7 protein-coding genes are annotated in these 18,093 nt (G+C 42.1%); 6 read left to right on the top strand and 1 reads right to left on the bottom strand.

Annotated features, from left to right (window positions below; all coding sequences use genetic code 11):
• The first annotated feature begins 182 nt into the window (after window positions 1–182).
• Window positions 183–1,187, top strand: coding sequence for a hypothetical protein (locus DC094_RS11010; protein ID WP_116687170.1), 1,005 nt, complete (start codon window positions 183–185; stop codon window positions 1,185–1,187).
• Window positions 1,188–1,668: 481 nt separating this feature from the next.
• Here DC094_RS11010 and DC094_RS22125 read toward each other — a convergent pair whose 3' ends face one another.
• On the bottom strand, window positions 1,669–1,815 hold the full coding sequence (locus DC094_RS22125) for a hypothetical protein (protein WP_158527294.1): 147 nt from the start codon (window positions 1,813–1,815) through the stop codon (window positions 1,669–1,671).
• Window positions 1,816–2,226: 411 nt separating this feature from the next.
• Between DC094_RS22125 and DC094_RS11020 the strand changes: the two genes are divergently transcribed.
• The 5 genes from DC094_RS11020 (at window position 2,227) to DC094_RS11040 (ending at window position 18,017) form a co-directional block, all read left to right on the top strand.
• Window positions 2,227–3,297, top strand: a complete 1,071-nt coding sequence (locus DC094_RS11020; protein ID WP_133245524.1) for a hypothetical protein — start codon at window positions 2,227–2,229, stop codon at window positions 3,295–3,297.
• 215 nt (window positions 3,298–3,512) lie between these two features.
• Window positions 3,513–4,178 carry a TetR/AcrR family transcriptional regulator gene (locus DC094_RS11025; RefSeq protein ID WP_116687173.1) on the top strand — a complete coding sequence of 222 codons (666 nt, stop codon included), beginning with the start codon at window positions 3,513–3,515 and terminating at the stop codon, window positions 4,176–4,178.
• Window positions 4,179–4,315: 137 nt separating this feature from the next.
• Complete coding sequence (locus tag DC094_RS11030; protein ID WP_116687174.1) at window positions 4,316–6,820, top strand: acyl-CoA dehydrogenase; 2,505 nt, start codon at window positions 4,316–4,318, stop codon at window positions 6,818–6,820.
• A gap of 373 nt (window positions 6,821–7,193) precedes the next feature.
• A complete protein-coding gene (locus DC094_RS11035) occupies window positions 7,194–8,459 on the top strand; it encodes a TolC family protein (RefSeq protein WP_145959851.1) in 1,266 nt (421 codons plus the stop codon).
• An 84-nt stretch (window positions 8,460–8,543) separates the two neighbouring features.
• Window positions 8,544–18,017, top strand: a complete 9,474-nt coding sequence (locus DC094_RS11040; RefSeq protein ID WP_116687176.1) for an Ig-like domain-containing protein — start codon at window positions 8,544–8,546, stop codon at window positions 18,015–18,017.
• Window positions 18,018–18,093 lie beyond the last annotated feature (76 nt).

Here is an 18,093-nt window from a genome sequence, read left to right on the forward strand (position 1 = left end):
TCTGTTTTTTACATATTATAAAAATTGTTAATAGATGAATGACGCCTCCGTACATCTAAAGTCTCGATTGGCATGATCAAACCCCTCTACCCTTAGTAATACTCATCATATGCTCAAGAACATAATTATTGAGTAGATAGCAGAATTGAGTCTCGATAGCTGAAAGCTAAGGTTGGTGAAAAATGAAGGCCGATTTAAGTACAAGTAAATTAAATTGTTGTCAGAGCGTTTCGCGAAAAAAAATAGGCAAGAATTTTGCATTTATTTTGGGTATGTTATTTACGACAAATGCCCTTGCGTCAGAGGTTTGTACCGGGGGTAATCACCAAGGTAGTGCAAGAGGCAATAGTGACAGCGCAAATTATAGTGATTTGATAAACTTGGGTACTGTGTTTGGTTCATCGGACAGGCTTCAGGTTTCTAGAAATATTAATTCCAATGACTACAGCCCGGGTGCTGATATTTATCTAGTGCCAACAGATGAATTAACAACAACAATTATTTCATCTCCAAGGGTGAGAAGAAGTGCGATATCTTCTCCTTATAGTTACAATAATGGGTTAATGCCGCCAGTTTACATGCTTGAAGGTTCAGTAATAAATTACAATATGTGCGTCAAAGTAATTGAACCTAATAATGTAATAATAAACAATTGGTATCTGAGTGCTAATTTTTATAAGAATGTTTATCGTGATGAATATGAAAATTGGGCGCATTACTTTACAGAAGAACTTATCTATAATACTCCAGAAAGCAGAGATGGATTAAACAAACACCCATTTAATGATTTCAGAGTTGCATCCGTTATTTGGGCTAATTATTCCGATGGTAATGGCAATCCAGATGGGAAATTGCATTGTTCGAATTTCTTAAGAGAATTAGGCGCAGGGTCTGGTGAGTATTTTGAAGTAGACAGTAATGGGCTTTATACAGTATCTGCATTTAACCCAGGTACCTATATAGAGTACAACTATGATTATCATTACAATGCAGTAGTTTACGATCCAGCGCTGATCGCTAAACAGTCGCCTGCTTGTACTGTCCATGTGAATGATAATTGTAATGTTGATATGCAACGTTTAAATGTTGATAGTAAAACTCAATATACGATTTTAGCGAAAATCCTTCCTGATCCTGCAACAGCAGATGTGGTAACAGGCACTTTTTGTAAATCAAGAATCAATTAATCGTTTTTAGCCCAACTAATACTCGAAAATGAGCATTAGTTGGGCGTTTATGCTTTCACTTTTATATCTATAACCAAACCTTTAGCGGTATTACAGTAAATGGTTATGATTGTGAAACATACCAAATTGGAACCGTAAATGCTGAAGGTATTTTTGAAGAAACTTATAACCAGACTACTAATGATGCCCCAAATTTCCTCAGCATCTTGCGAAACAGACAGCCCGAAGACCCCGGATAAGTCCACTAAACAGGATCATTCGTCAGTCGCGCCCACTCCGCAGCAAAGAGTTTGGGCCAAACCAATACTGAGGTCAGAAAAAGTTTGTCAGAGGCCGTGGCCGCAATCCAAGAAATAGCCACCGATTTTTACCTAACGCGGATGCCATTATTACGCCGACGGATAATGCCGTATTACAGCTAATGGTTATTCCCTTTTCAAAATATTCTCTATTTAACTCAAGGCGGAAGCATAAAACGTTTCTAAACCAGCCCTCTGAGGATCTCTGAAAAAAACTGCGTGTCGTAGCTTCTCTTTTTAAGGGAATAACTATGAATATCGGCACCAGCATCCATGCTTACTGCGGCATAAATTCCATCCTTGGGAATAAAAAGATGCGCCTTGATCATGATTTACTCAGAGGTCTTGAATGCACACCTTGAAGCGGCTTGGGTATAGTTTGTTCTCAAACGTCTCAGCATCACTTCACTTTAAGCCCTTCCTCATTGGTACGTTTGCTGCCGTAGATTCAGCTCGTTGCGCTTAAGGCATAGTGTTTGTGACCTAATCAGTGTAAGCGATTTCCTGTTGTAACTTTTTATAAATAGTTTGGGCATATCCTTAACCGATATGTTCGACAGTTTCATTTTTCTGTCATCTGTTGGACTATTTTGTCAGGCACTCTGTAGTAGCTTAAGTAGTATCAAATTTGCTATCAGCAGTTGAGTGCGTTTTTTGCTGTAGTTTGAGCAAGGGATTTTACTTAGCAAATATCACCATGTTGACTGATGGATGTTGTATCAGCGTTAAGGATGACGATTTTGAAAAACTCTAAAAAGAAAATGGTGCAAGGCGCGATTTTGCTGGCGAGTTCAGCATTAATGCTTAGCTGTGGTGGCGGTGGTAGTAGTGCAGCGAGAAGTGCTGAAGACGGTGATGATGAAAACAATATTAGCTTGATGCCTTTGACAGGTGATCGTTGGCAAGCCGATAGCTATCTAGCGCCTAATCGAGATGTTGATACGACTTCACGCGATGGGCTTTGGGTGATGCTGGGTGATGATCATCAAACGTTAGAAGATAACGATGAATTTGAAGAAGGTGACTTCGAGCGGCGAATGGTTTTTTCAGTTAGATCAATTGATGGTGAGCAACAAATAAGATTGTGTGATGGTGCGTTTAATGGGTGGCGGCCATTAGGTGATGCAGGTGATTTGAGTTTTGCAGATGTAGATACCGACAGTTCTACTCAGTACAGCTTTATTTATATAGATCAGCAAGGGGATGAAACTGAAGCAATTACCCGTACTATGAAAGTTAACCATACTTCAATTTTTGCTGACGGTGAAACGGCAACTAGGACAGTTGATGGAGAATATTTCGCCTATAAAATTTCTGATGCGACATCGGCAAATCTTGGTCAAATAGATGCGTTTGCTAGTCATCTTTCTACAGAGTCGGCTTCTATTGCTGTTGTTCCCTATCTAAACAAACAAATACAAATTGCCTGCCTAAATGAAGAAAAAGGACCTGTGTTAGTCGTCGGGGAAGCATCAGAAAATCCTTTTGCACAATTGGTTAAGAAAGGAATCGACAACATCGATCATGCAAAATCGTTATTGGTTGCCTGGGATTCATCAACAGGCTCTTCAGGTTCGGCTAGCTTCACCGAAGCATTTGTTGCTGAAAACAGTCCGTCGTCAGACAATGGATTTATCACTTTAATAGCTAATGAAGGCGCTTTTGGTGTTTGGGTTTCAGGTGCAGATAACTCGAATTATCGATATTCAAATAATGTAGCTTCTCAAACGCAGATGGAATTTGATGCTGAATATATGTTTTTGCTAGAGGAAAAAGTGCAAGCATCTGGCGAGCTGCAGTTAGATTTTTAATTCCGATGCTGATGACTTATTTGAGTCATCGGCATCATGGTCGTTTGATGTCAACAATGGCAAATCACCTGTTGGTTTTATCTTTTCAATATTTTCAGTGGCTCAAAGGCATGGCGCCGAGCTGGTTTGCTTAATGAAAAAGTGCTTGTCTTTTTCTATAAAAAATCTCTTTAGATATATTGACAGGCCAAGGCGCGACACGTATTTTCAAACGCATGTTTGAAACACTTATAAACTCCGAACGAGATGGTGGCGGCAAGGCCACTACTAAAGACCGGATTCTCGATGCAGCCGAAAGTCTGTTTGCTGAGAAGGGTTTTTCGGAAACCTCGTTACGCGGAATCACCAATAAAGCTGAAGTGAACCTTGCTTCAGTCAATTATCACTTTGGCGATAAAAAATCGTTGATTCAGGCGGTGATTGGCCGTCGGATTGATGCGCTGATGCCTACTTGGGAGGCTGATTTAACTGAGCTTTCCAAAATTGGCCGTGAGGTTAGTTTGGAATATGTGCTGGAAACTATTTTTCGGCCGATTCTTGAAATGGACCAGCAAACACCCGGCTCAGCAACGATTTTAATGCGGCTATTGGGCCGTGCCTATTCTGAAACCCAAGGCCATTTGCGTCGTTTTATGCAAGAGCGATACGGCACTTTGCTGTTGGGTTATTACAGTTTGCTTAGCCAGAGCTTGCCGCAATTATCACCGGTAGAATTATTCTGGCGCACTCACTTTACGCTGGGCACAGTGGCTTTCACTTTGGCAAGTGATGAGGCATTAAAGCAAATTGCTGAAAGTGACTATAACGAATCAGCCGGAATCGAATCTGTGATTCGACGACTGGTACCCTATCTAGCTAACGGATTACGTGCTGCAAGTTAATTGTCGCAACTAATTGTGTTGGTTGGAATTAAATAGACAAAGACCGTTCTAACAGGTTGTTGTACGATCATGTTGTTCGGTCTTTTGTCTGATCTGGAATAGCGTAAATAATAATCAGAAAGAACTAGGAGACGCTGATGGGTAACTACCTCGATGTCATCATTGCTGTGTTGGCATTTTGGACGCTCGGATTTTTACGGGCGCCGTTGATTGCTTGGACTGTTGCTGCAGCTGTAGCTTTGGTCTGGTTTGTCGAATTCTTCACGTTAGGTGGATTCCTTTGCTGGGCTGCATTTGCTGCAATAGCGGTTGTTTTCAATATGGAATCAATCCGACAGAATCTGGTCACTCAACCAATTCTGGAAGCGTTTCGTAAAGTATTGCCGCCGATGAGCGAGACCGAGCGTGAAGCATTGGAAGCGGGTGATGTTTGGTGGGAAGGCGAAATGTTCGCCGGTTCGCCAGATTGGAACAAGCTATTAAAAATGCCTGCGGCCAAGCTGAATGAAGAAGAACAGGCTTTTGTCGATAATCAGGTCGCGACAGTTTGCGAAATGATTGATGACTGGACCACTGTCCATGAAGATGCCGATTTGTCACCAGAAGTGTGGGATTACCTCAAGAAAGAACGTTTCTTCGGCATGGTGATTTCCAAGAAATATGGCGGTTTAGGTTTCTCAGCAATTGCGCACTCTGAAGTAGTCATGCGCATTGCAACCCGTTCATTAAGTGCTGCGGTTAATACCATGGTACCTAACTCGCTAGGCCCGGGTGAATTATTACACCACTACGGTACTGATGAGCAAAAGCAGCGCTGGTTGCCTGGCTTAGCTTGCGGCGACGAAATCCCTTGCTTTGCATTAACCAGCCCTGAAGCCGGTTCTGATGCAGGCTCTATTCCTGATGCTGGCGTCATTACTAAAGGCCAGTTTGAAGGTAAAGAAGTTCTGGGTATGCGCCTGAACTGGGATAAGCATTATATTACTTTGGCCCCAGTGGCGACGGTTTTAGGTTTGGCATTCAAGCTTTATGATCCTGATGGATTATTAGGCGATAAAAAAGATCTCGGCATTACTTGTGCGCTGATCCCAACCAACCATCCTGGTATCGAATGTGGCAAACGTCACTTCCCGCTCAACCAAGCGTTCATGAATGGTACTACCTACGGTAAAGATGTTTTTATCCCGTTAGATTGGATCATTGGTGGGCCAGAAATGGCAGGTCAAGGTTGGCGGATGCTAGTTGAGTGCTTGTCGATTGGCCGTTCAATTTCACTGCCTGCTTTGGCAACAGCTAACGGTAAACTGGCATATCGCACTACCGGTGCTTATTCACGAGTGCGTAAGCAATTTGGTACTTCGATTGGTTATTTTGAAGGTGTTGAAGAGCAGTTAGCGATGATTGCCACCAACGCTTACAAATTAGATGCTTGTCGTCGAATGACCGCCAATGCAGTTGATTTAGGTGTTCGTCCTTCAGTGCCTTCGGCCATTGCTAAATACCATATGACTGAAATGGGTCGTGAAGTTGCCAATGCGGCAATGGACGTTCATGGCGGTAAGGGTATTCAGTTAGGACCAAAGAACTATTTAGGCCGAGCTTATGAAGGTGTTCCGGTTTCAATTACCGTTGAAGGCGCGAATATTTTAACCCGTAACTTGATGATTTTTGGTCAGGGCGCTATTCGTTGTCATCCTTATGTATTCCCTGAAATGGAAGCGGCGCGCGAAACCGATCCTGAGAAAGCATTAAGTCGTTTCGATAAGCTGTTATGGGCGCATGTAGGTTTTGGTGCCAATAATTTCTTTCGTGCTTTGACCTTTGGTTTAACCGGCGGTCGCTTGTTCATCAAGAGCCCTGTTTCTGGTCCAATGGCCCATTACTATCGCCAATTTACTCGGATGTCTTCTGCATTGGCATTAACTGCTGACGTAGCAATGGGCATGTTGGGTGGTGAGCTAAAGCGTAAAGAGCGGTTATCTGCACGTTTGGCAGATGTACTGTCTTATTTGTATATCGGCTCAACCGTTCTGAAGTATTACGAAGATAATGGTCGTCAAAAAGATGAGCTAGATACTGCTCGTTATAGCCTGGATGATTTGTTGTACAAGACTCAGGTCGCTTTCGATGATTTCTTCGATAACTTCGGTAATCCTGCTGTTTCATTAGTATTGAAGCGAGCGATCTTCCCATATGGCCGTAGCTATCGCCCAGCGTCTGACGCATTGGCACACAAGATGGTTAAACCGATGTTGCAACCTTGTGCGCTGCGTGATCGCATTTCCAGCGGTGCGCACATCAGCCCAAGTGAAACTGATGGTGCTGGCCAAGTAGAAATCGCTTTCCAGAAGCTGCAAAAAGCTGAGCCGCTTGAAATTAAGCTGCGTAAGGCTCAAAAGAAAGGCAAGGTTAACCCTGCACTGTCGGTAGAAGATCAAATTCAACAGGCAGTTGAAGTAGAAGTGTTTAGCCAGTTGGAAGCAGATATTTTGCTTGATTACGAGAAGATTCGCCGTGAAGTGGTTCGTGTTGACGAGTTCGATCACTGTGAATTAGCGCGTAACAACAAGAATAAAATTGCAGATAACTGTCAAAAAAAAGCAAAGGTGAAAGTGGCTAAAGCTGAGAAAAAATCAGCCTAAGTCATATTTCTTGTTTGAGAAAAGCACTCGCTTCGGCGGGTGTTTTTTTTTGCTAAATTTAAGCGAAGTCGCCCACCCATTACTTTTCCTTATACTTAAGTGCTTTTCGCTTTATATTTAGTGAAACTAAATTAAAAATCTTTGATGCGATAGCTTCTATTCCTAATTATTATTCCGTTGCTTAAAAATGAACACTCATCGTTTTTTTCTTTGTAAATAATGCTAGCTATCGCACATTTATAATCTGTCGCGCCCTTTACTATGGGTAATATTTTTGGACCTTGCTATTTGGGGCCATATGCAAAGCTGATTGTTATTTGGGGAGTAGATTTTGGGTTTAGGCAAGCATTTTTTTTTCGGTTGTATTTTTGGGTTGTCATCTACAGCTCATGCATTAGATCTAAATCAAACAATTAAAACAGCATTACAAGAAAATCCATATATTTATCAACAACAACAACTAGTCGAAGTTAATCAGCAAGAAATAAACCTGACAAAATCTCGCAGGTTGCCGCAAATTAATTTATCTGCTGATGCCGGCTGGTCACAACGTAAAGATGAAACTACAGAAGCGAATAGCACTGATAACGTTAAAGGTCGTGCTGGAATCGGGGTTAACGGCCGTTGGGATTTTTATGACGGCGGTCGTTATGCCGGAGATTTATCTGCTTCAGAAAAGCGCTATCTGGCTGCCCGGTCTTCGTTAGCTGCGGTGCAGCAAGATGTTGCAATGCGAGTAATTCAGGCCTATTACGACGTTTATCTGAATCGCGAACAGCTGGCATTCAGCTCTGATGTAGCGAAAGCTTATGATGATTTGGTGGCGCATGTTGAAAAACGAGTTAAAAAGGGTCTCGCTCCAGAATATGAGCTGAGTGAAGCGCGATTGGCCAGAAGCGAAATTGATTTTCGAGCTCAGTCTTTACAGCAAGCGTTAATTGAAGCAGAAGCGGCGTTTTTTGTAGAGGCGAGTATTCCTCCGAACTCACTTGAAGAACCAATTCGCCCCAACAATCAAATTTTTCAGCAGCAGGATGCTGAAAAATGGAAAACACTCGCATTAGAAAATAATCCAATGCTTCAGCAATTAGCATTTAATGCTCAAGCATTGAACAATCAAGTAGATGTTGCTGCCAGTGCCAGCAAACCAACTTTAGCGGTAGAAGCATCTCACCGATGGGATGATGGTGCTGAAGAATTAGCTGGAGATCGACAAGATAGTTCTGTTTTGTTGCGTATGAACTGGCAATTGACTGGCCAATCTACTTCCTCACAAGTCAACAAAGCACAAGCCCAATATCGATCAGCTAAAGCTGAGTTGCAGTATCGACAAAAAGAAATTACTCGGCAAATTCAGGTCATCAGCTATAGCAGAAAATCGGCATTGGCCAGCTTGGATCTTTATGGAGAAGATTTAAAGCGCATTCAGCAGTTATTAAAAGCTTCTCGAAAGCGTTTGGAAATGTCGACTGGAAGTAATAGCGGAGTTTCTGCTGCGGTTAAAGTGCTAAAGCAATACCAGTCAGCACAAGATGGTTATTTAAAAGCGTACTTTGAAAGTCAGTTGTTAGCATATCGATTGTTGCACGCGACGGGCTTGCTAAATGAAGCGTTGGACTTGCCTCAACATAATAGTTAGTTAGCTTTAAGAATGATAACTGTTTATAAAACTAAAACTTGAGGTTTTCTTGATATGAAAATCAAGAATTAAAAAGGTAAAAAAATGACTGTTGAGTTTAGCCGAAACGGGCAAAAAATTACTATCGGTAGTGAAGTGATTGTCCAGCTGGGAGATCAAATTCATTTACCTGAGAATCAGGAAAATCTGAACATTAAAGTTCAGGGTGATGACTTGATTTTAACGCTGGATTCTGGCGAAGTTATTATTTTCCGTTCTGCTGTGCCGCTACTAGCAACTAATGATTTCCAGATTATGCTAGGTAGTGAACAGCTAATTATTAGTGGTAAAGGCGACGCTCAACAGTTAATTGTCAGGGCGGCAGGGTCAGAGGACAATCTCGAGACTGCTGTCAGTGTGCTAGACACAGAAGCAGATGAGACCACCAGTCTTGATGAAACGACTGAGCATGATCCGTCAGATGAAAAACCAATAGTTGAAACAGCTGAAGCGGATATTGATGCACAATCAAATTCTGAATCAAGTGAGAAGTTTCAATCGGTAATCGGTGCTAGCCGGTTTTCGGTTTCTGCAGTAATGCCTGAAATTAATAACCCGGCAGATTTAATTGCGAGCCAATCGACAGACTCTAGAAGAACATCATCGACTGCCACAATTTCAGATGCGTCGTTGCCAACACCAGTTCCTGATATTTATCCAGTAACCAGCATTCCAGATCCATTAGTTATTTTGTCCAGCAACGGACAAGTAATATCAGGGCAGGCTGAGGCTGGCGCAATTATATCGGTTTTCTTGGTAGGTGCTAACACAGCATATGCCGAGGCAACCGTAGATGCTACAGGTCAATGGCAAATTCAGTTTGATACGGCGCTTGAGCATCAAACTCAAATTCAGGTTGTTGCCAATATTAATGGCCAATCTGTATATGCCCAGCAAGCAGTACAAATTGATGCTGAAGCTTTAGCACCACGAGTTGTATTAGCCAATGATAGCGGTAGCAGTGCAAACGACTTATTGACTAATGATGGCCAATTACAATTAGCTGGATTAGAGCCAGGCGCTCTGGTGGAATATAGCCTTGATGGCCAAAGCTGGAGTGAGCAATATCAGCCTCAAGCTGGAGAAAATCAAGTTTATGTTAGGCAGACTGATATTAGCGGTAATATCTCACCGATTAATTCGATTACCTTTAATCTTGATCAAACAGCTGCTCCTGCGAATTTACAAATTGAATTAATCACTGACAGTGGTGTTTCTTTAGCAGACCAGTTAACTCAATCGGCTTTGTTGCAGGTAGCTAACCAGGAAAGCAATGCTGAAATTCAATTTAGTTTAACTGGCAATGTCGGTGACTGGAGTAGTCAGCAACCTGATGTTAATGGGGCGCTGGCCGATGGTCAGCATACTATTTATGTTCGGCAAATTGACCCCGCAGGCAATGCATCTACTGCACAATCTATTCAGATTACTAAAGATACTAATGCAGCAGCACCACAGTTATCAGCCACGAATGGTAATTTAAATGTAGTAGCAGAAGACGCAGCCACTATTGAATATCGCTTACCAGGTGGAGAATGGGTTAACAGTTTTAGCCCGGTTGAAGGTGAGAATAGGGTTGAAGTCCGACAGATCGATGGCGCGGGAAATATTTCAGCGATTCAATCAATTACTTTTGTTCGAGACACTATTGCACCTGAATCTAATTTAAATATCCAGCTAGAAAATGATTCTGGCAACTCTAGTTCAGATCGAATTAGTAATAATGGCCAGTTAAATATTTCTGGTGCAGAAATTGATGCAGAAATTCAATTCAGTATTGATGGAGCTACTTGGTCAACAGAGCAGCCGCAAAACTTAGATGACGGCGAGCATACTATTTATGTGCGTCAGGTAGACCTGGCTGGTAATGCTTCTGTTGCACAAACAGTCACTTTTACGCTTGATAGTCGTGCTGAAAATAATTTAAACATTGAATTAATCAATGATAGCGGCCGTTTCAATAGCGATTTAATTACTAACAATGGTCAATTAACTGTTACGGGTGCAGAAGCCGGTGCTGAAATCCAATTCAGTTTAAATGGTACGGATTGGACAACTACACAGCCAGATTTAGCCGATGGCCAACATACTATTTTTGTCCGTCAGGTCGATGTGTCGGGTAATCCATCAGATCTTCAGTCGATTACTTTTACTAAAGATACCGCTGCACCCACTGCACCGGAAGTTGTGCTAGTCAGCAATGACTTGCGAGTGACTGCAGAAACCGGTGCCACCATTGAATATCGTTTAAATGGTGGAGAGTGGATTGATAGCTTCACCGCAGTGGAAGGGCAGAATAATGTTGAAATTCGCCAAACCGATGCTGCCGGTAATATCTCTGAAGTCACGACACAATCATTTGTAAAAGATACGACGCTGCCAACCAGTAATTTAAATATTCAATTGGTTGAAGGCAGTGGCATGGGTACGGCAGATTTAATTACTAACAATAGCCAATTAAATGTAATCGGTGCTGAAGCAGGTGCAACAATTGAATATAGTATCGATGGTATAGATTGGAGCACTGATCAGCCGCAAAACTTAGCTGATGGCAGTCATACTGTTTATGTGCGTCAGGTCGACCAAGCGGGCAATGCCTCACAACCCCAGTCAATTAGTTTTATTAAAGATACAACCGCAGCCAATAATTTAAATATTCAGCTAACTGAAGATACCGGTAGCTCAAGCAGTGATTTAATCACAAGCCAGACTGAATTAACCGTTACCGGTGTAGAAGCAGGCGCGACGGTTGAATATAGCGCTGATGGTCTTAATTGGTCAGTTGAACAACCGCAAAACTTAGCCGACGGCAGTCAGACTATTTATGTTCGCCAGATCGATATCGCAGGCAATATTTCAGAGCCGCAGTCAATTGACATTACAGTGGACACAACTGCTCCTGCCGCGCCAAGCTGGGATGCAACGGGCGGTGAGTTAATAGTAAATAATGCTGCAGGGTCGATTGTTGAATACAGCACTGATAATGGAGTAAATTGGCAAGCCAGTTACAGCGAAGTTGAAGGTGATAATACTCTGCAAATTCGTACGATTGATGTTGCAGGCAACGCTTCAAATCCAATCGTAGTCAGTTTTGTTCGAGATACTACGGCACCCAATATCAATTTAAGTATTCAGCTAGCTGATGATAGCGGCCGTTCCAATAGCGATTTAATTACTAACAATAGTCAGCTAAATGTTTCCGGCGAAGAAGCTGGTGCTGAAATCCAATTCAGTTTAAATGGAACAGATTGGACAACTACACAGCCAGATTTAGCCGATGGCCAACATACTATTTTTGTCCGTCAGGTCGATGTGTCGGGTAATCCATCAGATCCTCAGTCAATTACTTTTACTAAAGATACTGCCGCACCCACTGCACCGGAAGTCGTGCTAGTCAGCAATGACTTGCGAGTGACAGCTGAAACCGGTGCCACCGTTGAATATCGTTTAAATGGTGGAGAGTGGATTGATAGCTTCACCGCAGTGGAAGGGCAGAATAATGTTGAAATTCGCCAAACCGATGCTGCCGGTAATATCTCTGAAGTCACGACACAATCATTTGTAAAAGATACGACGCTGCCAACCAGTAATTTAAATATTCAATTGGTTGAAGGCAGTGGCATGGGTACGGCAGATTTAATTACTAACAATAGCCAATTAAATGTAATCGGTGCTGAAACAGGTGCAACGATTGAATATAGTATCGATGGTATAGATTGGAGCACTGATCAGCCGCAAAACTTAGCTGATGGCAGTCATACTGTTTATGTGCGTCAGGTCGACCAAGCGGGCAATGCCTCACAACCCCAGTCAATTAGTTTTATTAAAGATACAACCGCAGCCAATAATTTAAATATTCAGCTAACTGAAGATACCGGTAGCTCAAGCAGTGATTTAATCACCAGCCAGACTGAATTAACCGTTACCGGTGTAGAAGCAGGCGCGACGGTTGAATATAGCGCTGATGGTCTTAATTGGTCAGTTGAACAACCGCAAAACTTAGCCGACGGCAGTCAGACTATTTATGTTCGCCAGGTCGATGTCGCAGGCAATATTTCAGAGCCGCAGTCGATTAGTTTTACTAAAGATACCGCTGCACCCACTGCACCGGAAGTCGTGCTTGTCAGTAATGACTTGCAAGTGACGGCTGAAACCGGTGCCACCGTTGAATATCGTTTAAATGGTGGAGAGTGGATTGATAGCTTCACCGCAGTGGAAGGGCAAAATAATGTTGAAATTCGCCAAACCGATGCTGCCGGTAATATCTCTGAAGTCACGACACAATCATTTGTAAGAGACACCACACCACCGGCCAATAATCTGAATGTTGAGCTAACTGAAGATACCGGTAGCTCAAGCAGTGATTTAATCACCAGCCAAACAGAATTAACTGTTACGGGTGCAGAAGCCGGTGCTGAAATCCAATTCAGTTTAAATGGTACGGATTGGACTACTACACAGCCAGATTTAGCCGATGGCCAACATACTATTTTTGTCCGTCAGGTCGATGTGTCGGGTAATCCATCAGATCCTCAGTCAATTACTTTTACTAAAGATACTGCCGTACCCACTGCACCGGAAGTCGTGCTAGTCAGCAATGACTTGCGAGTGACTGCAGAATCCGGTGCCACCGTTGAATATCGTTTAAATGGTGGAGAGTGGATTGATAGCTTCACCGCAGTGGAAGGGCAGAATAATGTTGAAATTCGCCAAACCGATGCTGCCGGTAATATCTCTGAAGTCACGACACAATCATTTGTAAAAGATACGACGCTGCCAACCAGTAATTTAAATATTCAATTGGTTGAAGGCAGTGGCATGGGTACGGCAGATTTAATTACTAACAATAGCCAATTAAATGTAATCGGTGCTGAAGCAGGTGCAACAATTGAATATAGTATCGATGGTATAGATTGGAGCACTGATCAGCCGCAAAACTTAGCTGATGGCAGTCATACTGTTTATGTGCGTCAGGTCGACCAAGCGGGCAATGCCTCACAACCCCAGTCAATTAGTTTTATTAAAGATACAACCGCAGCCAATGATTTAAATATTCAGCTAACTGAAGATACCGGTAGCTCAAGCAGTGATTTAATCACCAGCCAGACTGAATTAACTGTTACGGGTGCAGAAGCCAGTGCTGAAATCCAATTCAGTTTAAATGGAACAGATTGGACAACTACACAGCTAGATTTAGCCGATGGCCAACATACTATTTTTGTCCGTCAGGTCGATGTGTCGGGTAATCCATCAGATCCTCAGTCAATTACTTTTACTAAAGATACCGCTGCACCCACTGCACCGGAAGTTGTGCTTGTCAGTAATGATTTGCAAGTGACGGCTGAAATCGGTGCCACCGTTGAATATCGTTTAAATGGTGGCGAGTGGATTGATAGCTTCACCGCAGTGGAAGGGCAGAATAATGTTGAGATTCGCCAAACCGATGCTGCCGGTAATATCTCTGAAGTCACGACACAATCATTTGTAAGAGACACCACACCACCGGCCGATAATTTAAATATTCAGTTAGCTGAAGATACCGGAATAAATGGTGATTTAATTAGTCAAAATGGCTTGTTAAATATCACCGGTGCCGAAACTGATGCAATAATCCAATTCAGTTTAAATGGAACAGATTGGACAACTACACAGCCAGAATTGGCTAGCGGCGAGCATACTATTTTTGTTCGACAGATGGACCAAGCAGGCAATCCATCTGATCCGCAACAAATTAGTTTCACTAAAGATACAACCGCAGCCAATGACTTAAATATTCAGCTAACTGAAGATACCGGTAGCTCAAGCAGTGATTTAATCACCAGCCAGACTGAATTAACCGTTACCGGTGTAGAAGCAGGCGCGACGGTTGAATATAGCGCTGATGGTCTTAATTGGTCAGTTGAACAACCGCAAAACTTAGCCGACGGCAGTCAGACTATTTATGTTCGCCAGGTCGATGTCGCAGGCAATATTTCAGAGCCGCAGTCAATTGACATTACAGTGGACACAACTGCTCCTGCCGCGCCAAGCTGGTCAGTAATTAACGGTGAGCTGGTTGTAAGTACACAGGAAAATGCAACGGTTTTATATAGCACAGATAATGGTGCTAGCTGGCAAAGCAATTATATCGAAGTTGAAGGGCAAAATAATCTTCAGGTTCGTTATATTGATACTGCGGGAAATGTTTCTAATTCAGTCGGAGTCAGTTTCGTTCGAGATACCATTGCACCAGAAACACCTTTAAATATTCAGCTAGCTGATGATAGCGGCCGTTTCAATAGCGATTTAATTACTAACAATAGTCAGCTAAATGTTTCCGGCGAAGAAGCTGGTGCTGAAATCCAATTCAGTTTAAATGGAACAGATTGGACAACTACACAGCCAGATTTAGCCGATGGCCAACATACTATTTTTGTCCGTCAGGTCGATATCGCAGGCAATATTTCAGAGCCGCAGTCAATTGACATTACAGTGGACACAACTGCTCCTGCCGCGCCAAGCTGGTCAGTAATTAACGGTGAACTGGTTGTAAGTACACAGGAAAATGCAACGGTTTTATATAGCACAGATAATGGTGCTAGCTGGCAAAGCAATTATATCGAAGTTGAAGGGCAAAATAATCTTCAGGTTCGTTATATTGATACTGCGGGAAATGTTTCTAATTCAGTCGGAGTCAGTTTCGTTCGAGATACCATTGCACCAGAAACACCTTTAAATATTCAGCTAGCTGATGATAGTGGCCGTTCCAATAGCGATTTAATTACTAACAATAGTCAGCTAAATGTTTCCGGCGAAGAAGCCGGTGCTGAAATCCAATTCAGTTTAAATGGAACAGATTGGACGGCAAGCCAACCGCAGAACTTAGACGATGGCCAGCATACTATTTTTGTCCGTCAGGTCGATGCAGCTGATAACGCTTCAATTGCACAAGAAATCACCTTCATGCTAGATACTTCAGCGCCAGATGCACCGGAAGTCGTGCTTGTCAATGGTGACCTAGAAGTGACCGCAGAAACTGGTGCCACTGTTGAGTATCGTTTAAATGGCGGTGAATGGAGTAGTAGCTTCACTACAGTGGAAGGGCAAAATAATGTCGAAGTTCGTCAAATTGATGTAGCGGGTAATACTTCGGTATCTAAACAAATTGATTTTTCTGTTGTACCTGAAGAACCGATTGAAGTATCTATTGCTGCTGACCCAGTTCAGGTGGGGCAGGAAGGTACGGTTATTATTACTTTTGATCAACCAGTGGACGGTTTAACGATTGATGATATTCAGTTGTCTAATGCTTCTGGTGTAAGTTTGAGTAATTTACAGCAAATTGGCCCTGGAAAGTTTTCAGTTACAATAAGCGCTCAAAATATTGGAGAAATTGAGTTTTCATTACCTGCAGGTTCAGTTAGCGGAAATGGGCAGCAAAGTAATCAAGAGGAATCGTTTGTTATTTCAGTAAGAAATGAAATAATAAAACCATTCTTTGACGATTTTTCAATTAGCGTTCCGACTGAAAATAACGAACCTCATATTATTTATGTTGGCTTTAATGAGCAGGTAAGTGGTCTAACAAAAGATGGCATAATTATTAACCAAGGCCGGATAGGAGAGGTTAGTCAGAATGGCCAATATGGCTTTTCCATTGAATTTTATCCAGATCAGTATGGCTCTGGTGCACTGCAAATTAATTTTAAAGACAATGCTGTTGTAGATAGTGCTGGTAATGGAAACGAAACCTTAGCCCAACCAATTACTAGAACGATTGTAGGTGCCCCCCTGCAACTTGAGTCAATTGATATTTCTGATAATGGTTTCTCAGGATTTCAGCCAAAGATCGTTACATTCACTTTTGATCAGAAAGTGACTGATTTTGATGCTGGAGATTTGCGAATTTCTAATGCTGAGTTAAGCAACTTGCAGTCTGATGACGGTATTGTTTGGACCGCGACTATCACACCAATATCCACTGAAAATATAACAATTACTTTAGATGGCAATCGTATTCATGGTGAGCAAAATAATAACAATCAGGCCACAAGTGAAACTTTTGTTGTGTCTGAACCCACCCAGCCTTCAGTGATAGTTGAATATCCCGATTTGGCTAATGGTATCATGCCGTTTACTGTTGATTTGTATTTCGATAAAGCGATTGATCTGACTTCGAGCCAATTTAGCATTAATGGCACAGCGAATGGCTCAGTCACTGATTTGGTTAGGGTATCGGATGACTATTATCAATTAGTGATTACCCCAGCCCAGGTCGGTACAGTTACTATTGATATCACAGATGGTTTGATTGCTAATGAGAATGAAGCGTTAAATCAAACGTTAGAAGTGATAGCCGATAGTAGTAATCCAGAAATCACTGATTTTTATTTCAATCAAACAGAAACAAGTGATTATGTTGATTTATTAACAGTGGTATTTAATGAAGCTGTAAAGGATTTTACGCTAGATGACTTGCAAATCACTAATGCGGTAGTTACTAGCTTTCAGCAAAGCCCATACAACCAAAATGTTTATATTATTCATTTCGATCCACTGGCTACAGGTGATATCACAGTAACCCTGAAGGAAGGTGCAGTTGAAGATACTTCAGGTAATACCAACCTAGAGCAGACGATTTCAACTACCATTGATTCTCTTCCTGAGGGTTATCAACCGCCAGAGGTTTTAGAGCGAAATTCAGCAACATTTACAGTAGATTATCAAAAGAAGCAATGGCCCGATGAGGCTTTCGAAACTGACGCTGATGGGCTTGTTAATGAAGTTGTTTTTGAGTTAAAAGAAATAGATAGTAATAATCAGTTAGCCGTTACTTTCCATCAAATGCCAGATGACTTTTCACTTGATAATATTAGAGTAGAAAATGGTGTTGCCGGTGAGCCAGAATTATCTGAAATTAGCGATAGTGGTATTGTTTATTTAATTCCAATAACTGCGAATGGCCAGGGTGATATTGTTGTCTCATTAAATAATGTGGTGATTGATGACCAGCCAGTAGATGCGACAACTTCAATTGCAGAATCTGAATTTCCAGAGCTGTTAAATAATGTTCAAGCGGATGATGGCCAGACTAATCAAGAGCAATCGAGAGACGCGCAAGCTAATCAATTGCCAACCAACGAAACTGACGTTGTAGAACCATCAACCGCTGAAAATGTCAATGTTGTTGATAGTGTATCTGCTTTCTTGCTATTGGATCAGTTGGACAGTTTGGTAATTGATAATTTAGTAATTGATAGTGCATCGAATGCTTTGGATGCAAATACCCCACTGCTAGTCGACATGCTTCAGCCACAATCTGAAAGCTTAGATCAGCTTTTATCTGCTACAAATGCAGTTGAGTCGAATCTGTCTGTTTTGATGACCCAGTCTACTGGTAATCTGCAAGCTATGGCGAATCAGGCTGAAACTATGAGTGGCGATCAGCTACAACCAGTAGTCAATGATTCTCTTCAAGTGTTCTTGAGCAGTGGTTCAACGCTACTGACAGAGCTAGAAAGTCACGCTTCTGCTGAATAACCGAGCGCAGGAAAATTCGCCACAATAAAAATAACAGGCGGCATATTTTGAATATGCCGCCTGTTGCAGTATTTGG

Origin of the sequence: Pelagibaculum spongiae, from assembly GCF_003097315.1 — a bacterium.
GTDB classification, from domain to species: domain Bacteria; phylum Pseudomonadota; class Gammaproteobacteria; order Enterobacterales; family Pelagibaculaceae; genus Pelagibaculum; species Pelagibaculum spongiae.

Bases quoted from the DNA above. Each gene is read 5' to 3' on its own strand.
- DC094_RS11010 (WP_116687170.1), top strand. From the start codon at position 183: ATGAAGGCCGATTTAAGTACAAGTAAATTAAATTGTTGTCAGAGCGTT.
- DC094_RS22125 (WP_158527294.1), bottom strand. From the start codon at position 1,815: ATGATCAAGGCGCATCTTTTTATTCCCAAGGATGGAATTTATGCCGCA.
- DC094_RS11025 (WP_116687173.1), top strand. From the start codon at position 3,513: ATGTTTGAAACACTTATAAACTCCGAACGAGATGGTGGCGGCAAGGCC.
- DC094_RS11030 (WP_116687174.1), top strand. From the start codon at position 4,316: ATGGGTAACTACCTCGATGTCATCATTGCTGTGTTGGCATTTTGGACG.
- DC094_RS11040 (WP_116687176.1), top strand. From the start codon at position 8,544: ATGACTGTTGAGTTTAGCCGAAACGGGCAAAAAATTACTATCGGTAGT.